The organism is Streptosporangium saharense (genome assembly GCF_014203715.1).
GTDB classification, from domain to species: Bacteria; Actinomycetota; Actinomycetes; order Streptosporangiales; family Streptosporangiaceae; genus Streptosporangium; species Streptosporangium saharense.
On record NZ_JACHJP010000013.1, the window covers coordinates 73,178 to 85,742 of the forward strand.

Sequence of the window (12,565 nt, forward strand, 5' to 3'; positions counted from 1 at the left end):
TTTTACGACAATGCAAACACGTATTTACAGTGATCGCGTGAAGAACGAACCGCGTACCTACGTCGTCACGGGCGCCGCCTCCGGCATCGGCGCCGCCACGGCCGATCTCCTCGCCGCCGGGGGCGACCGGGTGATCCGCTGTGACCTGCGCGACGCCGACGTGCTCGCCGACCTGGGCACGCGGGAGGGCCGGGAACGGCTGGCGGAAGGCGTCGCCACGGCCTCCGGTGGCGTCGTGCACGGGCTGGTGGCCGTGGCCGGGGTCGGTGGCCTGAGCCCGGCCCCCGTGCGGGTGAACTTCTTCGGCACCCTGGCCACGCTCGACGCGGTACGGCCGCTCCTGGCCCGCTCGGAGCGGCCCCGCGCCGTCGTCGTGTCCTCGCTGGGGGCCGTCGTCGCGGCGGACGAGAACCTGACCGAGGCCTGTCTGTCGCTGGACGAGGAGGCCGCGGTCGAGGCCGCGGCCGAGATCGTCGCGGCGGGGCGCGGCCAGACCGTCTACACGTCGAGCAAACTGGCGCTCAACCGGTGGCTGCGCCGCGCCGCGGTCGGCCCCGACTGGGCGGGTGCCGGGATCCCGCTCAACGCCGTCGCCCCCGGCGTCGTGGACACCGCGACCGCCAGGAGGTTCGTCATCGACGACCCGGCCGCCCGGGAGGTGGTCGAGACCCTGATGCCGCAACCGCTGGGCTTCCCCGGCCCCGTGGAGGCCGTCGCCTCGCTGCTCGCCTGGACGGTGAGCCCCGGAAACGCGTTCATGACGGGACAGATCCTCTACGCCGACGGCGGCGCCGAGGCCCTGCTACGCCCCTAGGAACCGGGATACATCTCGACGGTGGCCGACGACACCTGCTGGATCGTCACCGAGCTGAGCCCGGCGACCCGCACCTCGTAGGATCCGTCCTGTGGCCCGCCGACGCAGCTGACGCGGAGCGTGTCGCTGGACGTCAGTGTGAAGACTGTGTGAAGCGGCAGATAGAGCCGGTGGCTGGTGGTCGCCGTGTTCGCCACATAGCCCCTGCCGGCGGCCGAGATGGTGCAGCTGCCGATGTACTCCTTGCCGTTCGTGCCCCCGCTGGTCCAGGGGGTGATCGCGATCTGCGCGTCGGCCCGGTACGCGCCGGGCTGCAGGGGGATCTCGAACACCGGCCGGGACTCCGTGCGGCTGAGTTTCACGTTGCCGCCGTACACCATCCGCACCGCTCCGCCCGGCTCGGACGGCTCCGCTGCCGCCACGGCCACACCCGACCCGCCGAGAAGCAACCCGGCCAGTGCCCCGACCGCCAGTAAACGCATGTTCCCGCTCATGTCCACCTTCCGGGAGAGGTATTCGGTGAAAGGAAATATCGTTCGCGGCGGTGGGAAACGGCTTGGAAACGAGTTGGAAGCGCCCAATGGTTAGTGCATCAGAAGATGGCCTCGGCGGAATCGTTCTTCTTCCAGGGGTTCGCGGAGCATGCGGCCGATTTCCCGGAAACCGGCGTCGGTGGCCAGTTTCGCGAGGTCGTCGATCGGCCATCGGTAGGCGGTCGTCACCCTGTGGTCGAACGGCGTGACCGGGTCGCCCTCCGCCTCGAAGAAGGCGAGCAGGAGGTGGCCGCCGGGCGCGAGCACCCGCCGGAACTCGGCGAAGTACGCGGGCACCTCCCCGGGTGGGACGTGGATGATCGAGTACCACGACACGACGCCTCGGAGGTGGTCGTCGGCCAGGTCCAGGGCGTCCATGGAGCCGACCTCGAACCGCAGGTCCGGGTAGGTCGCACGGGCGATGTCGATCATCACCGGCGACAGGTCGACGCCGGAGACGTCAACCCCCAGGTCCCGCAGGTGCGCGGTCACCAGTCCGGGACCGCAGCCAAGCTCGGCGACAGGGCCGGTGCCCCGGACGAGCTCGGCGAACGCGGCGAGCACCGCCCGGTCCAGCGGAACGTCGTCGAGCGCGTTCCGCACGAACTCGGCATAGAGAGTCGCGACGGCGTCGTAGGCGTCCGCCGTCACGTCGAGGTACGAGGAGTCGGTCACAGGCGGGGACCCTAGGAGCTGTTTGGGGTTCGGATCATGTGGGTGAGGTGAGGAGCTTCAGCCACATGATCGAGCCTCGGAGATGGAGCCCGGCCTCATAGCTTTCCGGGGCCTTGTCGTAGCGGGTCGCCAGACCGCGCCAGGCCTTGATCTTCTGGAAGCAGCGTTCAACGGTGTTGCGCTCCTTGTAGAGGCCGGTGTCGTGACTGACGGGCCGGCCGCCCCGGCTGCCTTTCCTGCTGCGATTGACAGCCTGGTCCCTCTTCTCGGGGATGACCGCCTTGACGTGGCGTCTCCTCAGAGAGAAGCGGTTGGCGCGAGAGGAGTACGCCTTGTCCGCGGCCACTGCGGCAGGGCGGGTGCGGGGCCGCCCGACCCGGCCGGGGATGCGGATCTTGTCCAGGACAGTGATGAACCGGGGACAGTCGGCGGCCTGGCCGGGGGTGAGCACGAAGGCCAACGGCAGCCCGGCGGCATCGACGGCGGCATGGATCTTGCTGCTCAGTCCGCCTCGGGATCGGCCGAGCCCGGCAACCTTCGCGCGGGCCCTGCGGCGTCGCCGCGTGGTGGCGCGATCCTCACCCGACGTGTCCGTGCCGTCCGTGCCGTCCGTGTTGGATGTGGCCTGCGGCGCATCACCCGCAGCACCGGCGGCTGCCCCGCCAGCGGAGCCCCCTTTTCCTCGGTCAGCGCCTGTTCCAGCGCGTCCAGTGTCTCCCCGGCCACCGCCAGCCCGGCCGAGTCCTGATGCGCCCGCACGATGGTGGAGTCCACGCTGACCATCTCCAGCCCGACCTGTCCGCGTGAGGCGGCCTCGGCGATCAGCGCGTCCATCAACGCCTGGAACACCCCGGCCTTGGCCCAGCCGTTGAACCGGGAATAGACCGTGCCCCAGGGCCCGTACCGTTCCGGCACATCACGCCAGCCCGATCCGGTGCGGAAACGCCACAGGATCCCGTTGAACTGATCGCGCACGCGCCGCGGCAGCGGCCCGGTGGCCGCCACCGGCAGATGCGGCTCGATCAACACCCACTCGGCATCCGTCACATCAAAACGCGCCATGCCCGAGTTCTATCAGCAGTGGCTGGCTTGCCATCGGGCCCCACCTAGATCCGAACCCCAAACAGGCCCTAACGCTCGCGCCGGGAGCACGAGGCGGTCAGCCGATCTCGGCGAGCGTACGGCCTGGCCCGGCTTCTCCGGGTTCCCTGCCAAAGGTCGCCCGCCGTACAGGAAGCCGCTGATCGAGGAAGCGGTCGCCGGACAGGAGTCCATGTTCCACCAGGAGACGACCCCGGCCCCCGCCGAAAGAATCCTTTTTGGGCGTTGGGGCCTCTTATGGAGGATGTCTGTTCTGGAGGGGGAGATGGCATGGGGCGTGGGTGGGCGAGTGAGCGGCTTATTGAGGCCGCCCAGGGTGGGGACGCGGAGTCGATCGCCGCGGTGGTCCACGGTGCCCATCCGCATGTACGGCGGTTCGCCGAGCACCTGTGCGCGTCCCCGCAGGACGCCGAGGACGCGGCCCAGGAGGCGTTGATCGTCCTGTTCCGCAAGATCGGTTCCCTGCGGGCCTCGGCGGCGCTGGCGTCCTGGATGTTCAGGATCGTCAGGAACGAGTGCGTCCGCCGTACCCGGCGACTGCTCGACCAGCGTGGTGAGGAGATGGAGCCGGTCGCGTCGGCGGAGGAGGAGGTTCTCCGGCGTCTTGAGGCCGACCTGCTCGCGCAGGCGATCCGGGCGTTGCCCGAGGTCCAGCGGCGTGTCCTGATCATGCGTGACGTGCTGGGCTACCCGGGACGCGCGGTCGCCGGGTCACTCGGCCTGAGCGTCCCGGCGATGAAGTCCCACCTGCACCGGGCCCGCGCCGCCCTCCGGGAGAGCCTGAACGAGCGCACGCCTCCCTCCAGCTCGGCCTGAAGTCCTGATGATCCTTCGAAGAGGAGTCCCACCATGCTCGAAATCGGATCGCCCGCGCCGGAGATGGTGCTCGAAGACACCATGGGAAACACCGTCCGCCTGTCCGACTACCGGGGCAGGCACGCGGTGCTGCTCTACTTCGTGCGCGCCACGTCGTGTCCCGTCTGCAACCGGAACGTCCAGGACCTCGTCAGGATCGGTGACGACCTGGCGGCCGACAACGTCCGCGTCCTGATCGCGGTCCCCGGGAGCCGGGAGCGGGCGGCGGCCTGGAAGGCCAGGCAGCGCGTCCCGTTCCCCGTGCTCACCGCCCGCGACGACACCCCGCACGAGATGGTCGGCCTCGGCAGGAAGGTCTTCGGCATGATGCAGCGGTCCGGCAGCGTGCTCATCGACGCCGAAGGCATCGTCCGCCACGCCCAGGGCGCCACGCTCCCCACCGGGGGCTACGACGGAAAGGCCATCAGAGCCGTCATCGGGGCGTTGTCGCCTCGGTGAGGCGGGCGCCGAGGGCGCGGATGTGCCGGACGAGCTCCGGTGGGTCGTGCACCTCGAAGGGGACGCCGAGGCCCGCGACCCACATGGCCAGCTCGTCGAGGGAGTTGGACCCGGTGCTGAGGAGACACGTGTCGTCGCCGGTCGGTTCGACAACCGCGATCGTCGGGGGCATCCGGGCGGCGATGACGTCGGCCGGGGCGTGCACCGTGAACCGGCCGCGATAGCGGTACGGATTGACCGAGATCCGCTCCGCGACATATTGGACGAGGTCGGCGCCGGGCGGTTCACGGGGCGTGAAGCGCGGGCCGTTCGGGGTGCGCAGGCGCAGCCGGTCGACGCGGAACGTGCGCCAGCCGCTCTGGCCGGTGTCCCACGCCACGAGATACCACCGCCGCCCCGAGTTGACCAGCCGGTACGGCTCGGCGGCCCGGCGATCCTCGGTGCCGTCGTGGGAGCGGTAGTCGAACCGCAGGCTCTCCCGGTTCCGGACGGCGGCGGCGATCGCGGTGAGCACGGCCGGATCGACGGCCGAGGCGTGGTCCGTCAGCGGGACCGTGACCGACCGCAGGTCACCGACGCGGCTCCTGAGCCGGGCCGGGAGGACCTGTTCGAGCTTGGCCAGGGCCCGGACGGACGTCTCCCCGATGCCCGTCACCCCGGAGACGGCGGCGGTGCCGAGCCCGATGGCGACCGCGACGGCCTCCTCGTCGTCGAGCAGCAGCGGCGGAAGCCCGGTCCCGGCGCCGAGCCGGTAGCCGGGGGCACCCGCCGTGGCGTGCACGACGTATCCGAGGTCGCGGAGCCGTTCGACGTCGCGGCGGACCGTGCGTGACGAGACGCCGAGCCGTACGGCCAGTTCGGTGCCCGACCAGTCTCGCGGGGTCTGCAGCAGCGACAGCAGCCGCAGCAGCCGCGCGGACGTCTCCAACATGGCGTCCATCCTAGGACCGGACCTGTCCTAACCGCTGCCTAACGTTGGGGACATGAACGACGACCCGCGCATCCACCCGTTCCGGATCGACGTCCCGCAGACCCGGCTGGACGACCTGCGTGAGCGGCTCGCGGCGACCCGCTGGCCGGACGAGCTGCCCGGGGTTGGCTGGTCCTACGGGGTCCCCGTCGGCTACGCGCGCGAACTGGCCGAGTACTGGCGCACCGGCTTCGACTGGCGTGCCGCCGAGGCACGGCTGAACGCGTTCCCGCAGTTCACGACCGACATCGACGGGCAGAACATCCACTTCGTGCACGTCCGCTCCCCCGAGCCCGACGCGCTGCCGTTGATCATCACCCACGGCTGGCCCGGCTCGGTCGCCGAGTTCCTGAAGATCATCGGTCCGCTCACCGACCCCGTCTCGTACGGCGGCGCCCCCTCGGACGCGTTCCACCTCGTCGCCCCGTCCATCCCCGGCTTCGGCTTCTCCGGCCCCACCGTCGAGACCGGCTGGGACCTGGGACACGTCGCACGGGCCTGGGCGGAGCTGATGAACCGCCTCGGCTATCGGCGGTACGGCGCGCAGGGCGGTGACAGCGGCGCGGTCATCTCGCCGACGCTGGGCCGTACCGCACCGGAGAACGTCGTCGGCGTGCACGTCAACGGCGGGCTCGGGTTCCCGACGGGTGACCCGGCCGAGTTCGAGGGTCTCACCCCGGAGGAACTCGCGCGTCTCGGCCAGTATCAGGACCACGACCGGTCCGGCTACGCGATCATCCAGGCGACCCGGCCGCAGACCCTCGCGTTCGGGCTGCACGACTCACCCGCGGCGCAGCTCGCGTGGATCGTGGAGAAGTTCAAGGAGTGGACCGACCCGGCCCACGAGCTGCCCGAGGACGCGGTTGACCTCGACCAGTTGCTCACGGACGTGAGCATCTACTGGTTCACCGGGACCGCGGCCTCGTCCGCCCGCCTCTACAGGGAGGAGCAGAAGAGCTGGGGCGCGGCCGTCGAGTACTCGGCGCTGCCGCACGGCGTCGCGGTCTTCCCCGGCGACCCCGGGGTCAGGCGGATCGCCGAACGCGAGCACAACATCACCCACTGGTCGGAGTTCGACCGCGGCGGCCACTTCGCCGCCATGGAGGCCCCCGACCTCCTGGTGGAGGACATCAGGACCTTCTTCCGCCCCCTCCGCTGAGCCCGTACTCCGGTAGAGGGGTTCGGCGTTCCATGGCGCCGAGGGTTCTCAGCAGGGGCAGGCGGGCGACGACGTCGCGGACGCACCGGCCGCCTTCGGTCTTGGGGACCATGAGGCGGACGTTGGGGCCGATCCGCTGTTTCGCGTCGACCAGGGGGCGGCGGGCCGCGTCGTAGCGGGCGAAGGCGACGCGGTGGCCGCCGTCCGCCGCGGCGAGTTCCCCGGCGAGAAGGTAGGCCCCGACCAGGGCCAGTTCCGCGCCCGCGCCCGAGGCGGGGGAGGCGCACCAGGCGGCGTCTCCGACGAGCGTGACGCGGCCGTTGGACCAGGAGTCCATCCGCACCTGGCCCAGGGCGTCGAAGTAGAGGTCAGGGTCGGCGAGGGCCGCGTCGAGCAGTTCCCTGGTCCGCCAGGACGACTCGCCCCCGAACGCCTCGCTGATCAGGCGCCTGTGCTCGGCGACGTCCCGGTGGTCGTAGCGCAGGGGCGCGGAACGGAACATGAAGTACGCCTTGGCCTGGGCGTGGTTGCCGGACCGGTAGATCCCGGTCATCTTGCCCGGCGTGTTGAACATCGTCACCCAGCGGTTCTCGCCGAGCGAGGCGTCGGTGTCGGCGAAGGCGAAGTAGTGGTCCTTGAACCGGATGAACCGCTCCTCGGGATCGAAGGCGAGCCGACGGATGTTGGAGTGCATGCCGTCGGCACCGACGACGAGGTCGAAGCGGCGGGCGGGCGCGTGCTCGAAGGTGACCGTCACGCCGTCGTCGTCCTGCTCCAGGCCGAGGACGGAGTCGCCGAACAGGATCTCCGCGTCGGTCACCTCGTGGAGCAGGGCCACCAGGTCGCCGCGCATGATCTCGACGGAGGCGGGGTCCCGGGTGTCGATCCTGGCGACGGCCCGGCCGGTGGCGTCCACGAACTTCATGCCGTGGACGTCGGTGGCCAACGCGCGGATCCGCGGCAGGATGCCCATTCGCTCGGTCACCTCGATGGCGTTGCCGCGCACGTCCACCCCGTTGCCGCCGGAGCGCGGAGCCGGGGCGTGCTCGACCACGGTGGGTTCGAAGCCGTGCCGGGCCAGCCAGTGGGCCAGGGTCAGCCCGGCGATGCTCGCGCCGGAGATCAGGATGCGCTTGTTCACGGGGAGCTCTTCCACGTTAGGATAAGTGAAATACACGTTCCATTTATTATGTGGAAGGGGCATTCCAGTTGTCAACGCCCGCTGGAACCCGGCGCCGGGCCGACGCCGTCCGCAACCGTCAGCTCGCCCTGGACGCCGCGACCGCGCTGATGGCCGAGCCGGACGCGTCCCTCACCGTTGAGGTCATCGCCAGGAAGGCGGGCCTGGGAGCGGCGACCGTGGTGCGCGCCTTCGGCTGCAAGGACGCGCTGCTGGACGCCGCCGTTTCGCGCCTGCTCGATCCGGTCGTACGGCGTGCCCGCGAGCTGATCGCCGAGACCACGCCCACGCGGGCCCTGCACGTCTTCCTCCGCGAGCTGATCGCCTTCCAGGCCGCGCACCACGCCATCAACGACCAGTTGGGGGGCCTGGATCTGCCCGCCACCACGGCCCTGCGCGCCGATCTTGTCCGGGCCGTCGAGGAGATGATCGACGGGGCGCGCCACGAGGGCACGGTCCGCACCGACATCGACCCCGCCGTCACCACGACCCTGCTCGGTGAGACCGCCCTGGCGGTCGCCCGCGCCCAGCCCTCCTGCCCGGAGCTGGTCGAGGCCTACCTCACGGTCCTGCTGGACGGCCTGCGACCCCGGTGATCCAGTAGGCTTCCGGGCGATGTCCGAAAAGCCCGAACCGCAGGACCTGGACGGGTGCTGAGCGCCGATGTCCCTCCAGCTACCGCAGGCGTTGGCGGCCCCGCTCTCCTGGACCGGGGTGGCGGCGTGGCCGTACGAGATGGATGAGGATCTGCTGCGCGCTGAGGGCGCGCGGTACACGGTGGTGGCCGCGCGGCTGCGGGGTTCGGTGCGGGACACCGACGCGCACGCGAGCCAGGTGTGGCGGCACAACACCGGGGACAGCGTGGACGCCTACCGCTCGTGGATGGCGGAGAACGCGCCCGGCGACCGGGCGAACCGGCTGGCCGACGCCGCGGAGCTGGTGGGCCTCGCGCTTCTGACGGCGGCCGTGGCCGCGTTGATGTGGAAGCTGGGGGTGATAGCCCAGCTCGTCGCGCTGGTGGTCGCCGCCGCCCGGACCGTGGCCTCGCCGGGGGCTGTGGTGGCGGCCGTGGCCAGGACCCGCCGCGCCCTGCGCGCGCTGCTCGACGACGTCGTCCACTTCCTCGCGCGCGGCGTGGTGGAGCCGATGAAGCGCGCGGTGGCGCTCCTGCGGACCGGCGCGGGCCGTCTGCGGGGTCGGCCCGCGGACTGGGACCCGCTCAGGGCCGCCGCCAACCGCGACGTGAACGTCTCGGCGATCCGGCCGCGCCCGGGTTTTCGCGGCTCACCCTTCCGCAACAGCACCCGGCCGGTGTGGCGGCGGGACGGCGAGCCCGTCTACCGGTCGGACACCCGGCATCCCGACGAGATCTTCTCCGAGGGCTTCCGGCCGAAGAACCCGCACAACACCGACCTGAACGGATACGTCGCCCACCTGGACGAGAAGGCGCGCAACTCGGCCTTCGTCAGCACCAGCTACTCCGACAGGATTCATCTCCAGTGGCACGAGTACGGCCGCCAGGGCTGGGTGTACGACATCCGCACCCCCGGTGCCACCGGCCTCCGGCTGCCGAACTCCAGCTACGACGAGGTCGTCTTCCCCGGGGGGATCTCCCCGGAGTACGTCATGCGGGCCAGGCCGTACCGGGTGGGGCGTAAGGGTGAGGTGACGGTCGGGGAGTGGTTGGAGAATCCGCACGCGTCGCCTGGCTGACGGCCTCCACGCTGAGGGTCTCGGCCCGTCGGTAGCCGGTGTCCATCTGACCCAGTGCCCGCCCTGCGTCGTCCAGGTCGGTCACGACCGACTCCAGCGACGCGGTGAGCGCGCCGAGCGTCCGTTCCAGGAGGTCGCCCAGCAGCCCGCCGACGGGTCCCGGGCCGAACACGGCCCCCGAGGTCCCGAGCGCGTGCCCGTGGGCGGCCAGGTCCTCGCCTGCGCCGCTGAGCCCGGCGGACGCCGTACGGAAACTGGGCGAGCGGACCTCCAGGGGGTTCATCCACGACCCTCGATCCGGCGGGCGAGCTCCTCGATCTCCCGCACGAAGTCGTTCATCTTCCGCAGCGACTCCTCCTGGACGGTGCCCAGCGTCTCCGCCAGACCCGTCACGTCAACCGCCCCGTGGCGGGCGTCGAGGTTCGAGCGCAGGTCGCCGAGCGCGGCGTTGACGGCGTGCACGACCTGGTCGCACAGTTCCCGCAGGCCCAGCCGCATGACCCGGGGGTCGGCCTGCAACGAGGTGAGCAGGCCGTCGGGCGAGACCCTGGCGACGATCCGCCCGTCCGCCGCCGTGCCCTCGCCCCCGGGGAGCTCCTCGTCGGGCGGCCGGTCGGCCGTGTCGAGCGCCCGGCGCGCCTCCTCCAGGAACCGGTCGAAGTCCTCTGTCATGAACCGCCACGGTAGGGACGGCGGCCTACAACCAGGTGAACGCGGGGCTTCTAGCGGAAGGAGCGGCGGTAGGCGGCCGGGGTGGTGTGCAGGGCGGTGTGGAAACGGCGCCGGAGGTTGACCGCGGAGGAGAGGCCGACGCGGGTGGCGATGGTCTCGACGGGCAGGTCGGTCTCCTCCAGCATGGCGCGGGTGGCGGCAAGGCGGCGTTCCAGCAGCCAGCGGGCGGGCGGGACGCCGAGCTGTTCGGTGAACTGGCGGGTGAGGGTGCGCGGGGAGACGCCGGAGCGGACGGCCATGTCCTCGACGGTGACCTGGTCGGGCAGGCGCGACAGGAGCCATTCGAGCAGCGGGGCCAGGGAGTCCGGCATGGGGCCGGTGGTGGGGAGCGGAGGGTACTGACGCTGGCAGCCCTCGCGGTGCGGACCGGCCGCGAGCTGGCGGCCGATGCGCATGGCGTGGGCCGCGCCGTGCTCCTGGAGGACCTGGTGGAGGCAGAGGTCGAGGGTGGCGGCCGAGGCCCCGGCGGTGGCGACGTCGCCGTGATCGACGTAGATGACGGTGTTGTCGAGAACGACGCGGGGGTGGCGGATGGCCAGCTCGTTGGAGAGCTCCCAGTGGACGGAGGCGCGGCGGCCGTCCAGGAGACCCAGGGCGGCGGGGACGAAGATCCCGGCGGCGACGGCGACGATGCGCGCGCCTCGCGCGTGGGCTCGGGACACCGCGTCGAGCACGGCGGGCGAGGGAGCGAGGGTCCAGCTCCAGCCCGCGATGACCACGGTCTCGGCGTCGTCGATGGCCTCAAGGCCGTTGTCCACCTGGATGGGGGCGCCGAGGGTCGTGGGGAGAGAACCGGGATGCTCGGCGCACAGGCTGAAGCCGTAGTGCTGGGGGATGTCGGGGCCGTGATAGCCGAAGACGGCCGAGGCGGACGTCACCGGATAGAGCTCCTGCTTCGGAGCGACCAGGGCGACCACGCGATGCGAGCTGGAAGGCGTGGGGGGCGTTTCCGGGCAGTGCAGGGTCATGGCGTAAATGTACCCAATGATGTCATCTGGGACACCGGCGCCCTGAGCTGGAAAAACCCAGAATTGGGGCTTATGTGGACGAGGAACTTCAGCCTCTACTTCGTTGCCCGTACGGTCTCACTGCTCGGTGACGCGATGATGCCCGTCGCCTCGGCACTGGCGATCGGCAAAGTTTACGGGATCGCGGGCGTCGGCTACACGCTCGCGATCTGGACCACGTCGGCCGTGCTGGTCATGCTGTTCGGCGGCGTCTTCGCCGACCGGATCGGCGCCCGGCGCCTGATGATCGCCGCGGACGTGCTCAGGGTCATCACCCAGGCGTGCGTGGCCATCGCCTTCCTGAACGGTGCCCCGCCCCTCGGCCTGCTGCTGGCGATGGCGTTCCTGTCGGGCATCGGCGCCGGGACGTTCGAACCGTGCGTCAACGGCATGGTCCCCCTGGTCGCCAAGGACCCGCAGCGGGCCAACGCGACGCTGAAGGTCGCCGAGGCGATCACCCAACTGGCGGGTCCCGCGCTGGCCGGAATCCTCATCGTCCTCACCGGGCCGGTCTTCGTCTACACGCTGGACGCCGCGACGTTCCTGGTCAGCGGGGTGTTCCTGCTGCTGGTCCGGGTCACCGTACCCAAACCGGCGCCCTCCAACGTGCTCAGCGACCTGCGCAGGGGCTGGGACGAGTTCAAGGCCCTGAACTGGATGTGGTCGGTCATCCTGGTCTGGGTGTTCTGGGGGGTCCTGGTGGTCGGGCCGTACGTGCCGCTGTCGTCGCAGGTCATCGGGGCCGACTACGGCTGGGTGATGACGGCGCTCGGCCTCGGCACAGTGATGGGCGGGCTGGTGGCGATCAGGCTCAGACCGGCCAAGCCGCTGGCGGCCGGGGCCATGGCGCTGAGCGGATACGTGGCGGCGCCGTTGACGGTCGCGCTCGGGCTGCCGCTGCCGATGCTGATGGTCGGGCACCTGCTCGGGGGATACGCGCTGGCGTTCTGGTCGGTGATGTGGTCCACCAGCGTCCAGACGCAGGTCGCGCCGGACGTGGTGAACCGGGTCAACGCCTACCAGGTGGCCGGCTCTGTCTCGGGCATGGCGGTCGGGCAGGCCATCGCCGGTCCGGTCACCACGCTGGTCGAGCCGCGCACGTTCATCCTGGGGTCGGCGCTGGTGACGGTCGGCGTGGTGGTGGCGTTGCTGCTGATCAAGCCGGTCAGGCAGCTCGGCCGGGCCTCCCAGGAGAACGTGGTCCCGTCGATCGTGACCCCGGCCGAGACGCTGACGTAGCGGGTCACCGCGGGCCTGGACATCGTGGTGGCGGGGGCGACGACGATGTCCAGGCTGGGGTACGGCCCGGCACGCGACACCCGAGCGATGGGCGCCGCCAGGAGGCCGTGGCTGACGTTGCCGGGCAT

General features: G+C 71.0%; 15 protein-coding genes and 1 pseudogene. 7 read left to right on the forward strand and 9 right to left on the reverse strand.

Annotated features, from left to right (window positions below):
- Positions 1–37: 37 nt before the first annotated feature.
- Positions 38–814 carry an SDR family oxidoreductase gene (locus tag FHS44_RS36855; protein ID WP_312863969.1) on the forward strand — a complete coding sequence of 259 codons (777 nt, stop codon included), beginning with the start codon at positions 38–40 and terminating at the stop codon, positions 812–814.
- Here the strand turns inward: FHS44_RS36855 and FHS44_RS36860 are convergent.
- The 4 genes and pseudogenes from FHS44_RS36860 to FHS44_RS42105 form a co-directional block, all read right to left on the reverse strand.
- Entirely contained in the window at positions 811–1,296 is a 486-nt protein-coding gene (locus FHS44_RS36860) for a hypothetical protein (RefSeq protein WP_184724400.1), read from the reverse strand. The genes FHS44_RS36855 and FHS44_RS36860 overlap by 4 nt on opposite strands.
- Positions 1,297–1,398: 102 nt before the next feature.
- On the reverse strand, positions 1,399–2,022 hold the full coding sequence (locus FHS44_RS36865) for a class I SAM-dependent DNA methyltransferase (RefSeq protein WP_184724402.1): 624 nt from the start codon (positions 2,020–2,022) through the stop codon (positions 1,399–1,401).
- Between the two features lie 34 nt (positions 2,023–2,056).
- A pseudogene (locus FHS44_RS36870) lies at positions 2,057–3,084 on the reverse strand (IS5 family transposase).
- 97 nt (positions 3,085–3,181) lie between these two features.
- A complete protein-coding gene (locus FHS44_RS42105) occupies positions 3,182–3,304 on the reverse strand; it encodes a hypothetical protein (RefSeq protein WP_281401698.1) in 123 nt (40 codons plus the stop codon).
- 89 nt (positions 3,305–3,393) lie between these two features.
- Here FHS44_RS42105 and FHS44_RS36875 point away from each other — a divergent pair, with 89 nt between their 5' ends.
- Entirely contained in the window at positions 3,394–3,939 is a 546-nt protein-coding gene (locus FHS44_RS36875; protein WP_184724404.1) for an RNA polymerase sigma factor, read from the forward strand.
- 33 nt (positions 3,940–3,972) lie between these two features.
- Positions 3,973–4,437, forward strand: coding sequence for a peroxiredoxin family protein (locus FHS44_RS36880; RefSeq protein ID WP_184724407.1), 465 nt, complete (start codon positions 3,973–3,975; stop codon positions 4,435–4,437).
- Here FHS44_RS36880 and FHS44_RS36885 read toward each other — a convergent pair.
- The gene (locus tag FHS44_RS36885; RefSeq protein WP_184724410.1) at positions 4,412–5,368 is read right to left on the reverse strand and encodes a helix-turn-helix transcriptional regulator; all 957 of its coding nucleotides are present in this window, start codon (positions 5,366–5,368) and stop codon (positions 4,412–4,414) included. The genes FHS44_RS36880 and FHS44_RS36885 overlap by 26 nt on opposite strands.
- 52 nt (positions 5,369–5,420) lie before the next feature.
- On the opposite strand from FHS44_RS36885, the gene FHS44_RS36890 reads away from it, so the two are divergent.
- Positions 5,421–6,566: an epoxide hydrolase family protein gene (locus tag FHS44_RS36890; protein ID WP_184724413.1), complete on the forward strand. Its 1,146-nt coding sequence runs from the start codon at positions 5,421–5,423 to the stop codon at positions 6,564–6,566.
- On the opposite strand, the gene FHS44_RS36895 is transcribed toward FHS44_RS36890, so the two are convergent.
- On the reverse strand, positions 6,538–7,707 hold the full coding sequence (locus FHS44_RS36895) for an FAD-dependent monooxygenase (RefSeq protein WP_312863970.1): 1,170 nt from the start codon (positions 7,705–7,707) through the stop codon (positions 6,538–6,540). The two genes, FHS44_RS36890 and FHS44_RS36895, sit on opposite strands and share 29 nt — an antisense overlap.
- A 68-nt stretch (positions 7,708–7,775) precedes the next feature.
- On the opposite strand from FHS44_RS36895, the gene FHS44_RS36900 reads away from it, so the two are divergent.
- Positions 7,776–8,342: a TetR/AcrR family transcriptional regulator gene (locus FHS44_RS36900; RefSeq protein ID WP_184724419.1), complete on the forward strand. Its 567-nt coding sequence runs from the start codon at positions 7,776–7,778 to the stop codon at positions 8,340–8,342.
- 67 nt (positions 8,343–8,409) lie between these two features.
- Positions 8,410–9,459 (forward strand): scabin-related ADP-ribosyltransferase, encoded by a 1,050-nt coding sequence (locus FHS44_RS36905; protein WP_184724422.1) that lies wholly within the window; start codon positions 8,410–8,412, stop codon positions 9,457–9,459.
- Here FHS44_RS36905 and FHS44_RS36910 read toward each other — a convergent pair.
- The 3 genes from FHS44_RS36910 to FHS44_RS36920 are packed head-to-tail and all read right to left on the reverse strand — an operon-like array spanning position 9,371 to position 11,159.
- A complete protein-coding gene (locus tag FHS44_RS36910; protein WP_184724426.1) occupies positions 9,371–9,742 on the reverse strand; it encodes a hypothetical protein in 372 nt (123 codons plus the stop codon). The two genes, FHS44_RS36905 and FHS44_RS36910, sit on opposite strands and share 89 nt — an antisense overlap.
- Positions 9,739–10,131 (reverse strand): hypothetical protein, encoded by a 393-nt coding sequence (locus tag FHS44_RS36915; RefSeq protein ID WP_184724430.1) that lies wholly within the window; start codon positions 10,129–10,131, stop codon positions 9,739–9,741. The genes FHS44_RS36910 and FHS44_RS36915 overlap by 4 nt, the downstream gene beginning before the upstream one ends.
- 50 nt (positions 10,132–10,181) lie before the next feature.
- Complete coding sequence (locus FHS44_RS36920) at positions 10,182–11,159, reverse strand: GlxA family transcriptional regulator (protein WP_184724432.1); 978 nt, start codon at positions 11,157–11,159, stop codon at positions 10,182–10,184.
- 72 nt (positions 11,160–11,231) lie between these two features.
- Between FHS44_RS36920 and FHS44_RS36925 the strand changes: the two genes are divergently transcribed.
- Entirely contained in the window at positions 11,232–12,437 is a 1,206-nt protein-coding gene (locus FHS44_RS36925) for an MFS transporter (protein ID WP_184724435.1), read from the forward strand.
- Positions 12,438–12,565: the final 128 nt, after the last annotated feature.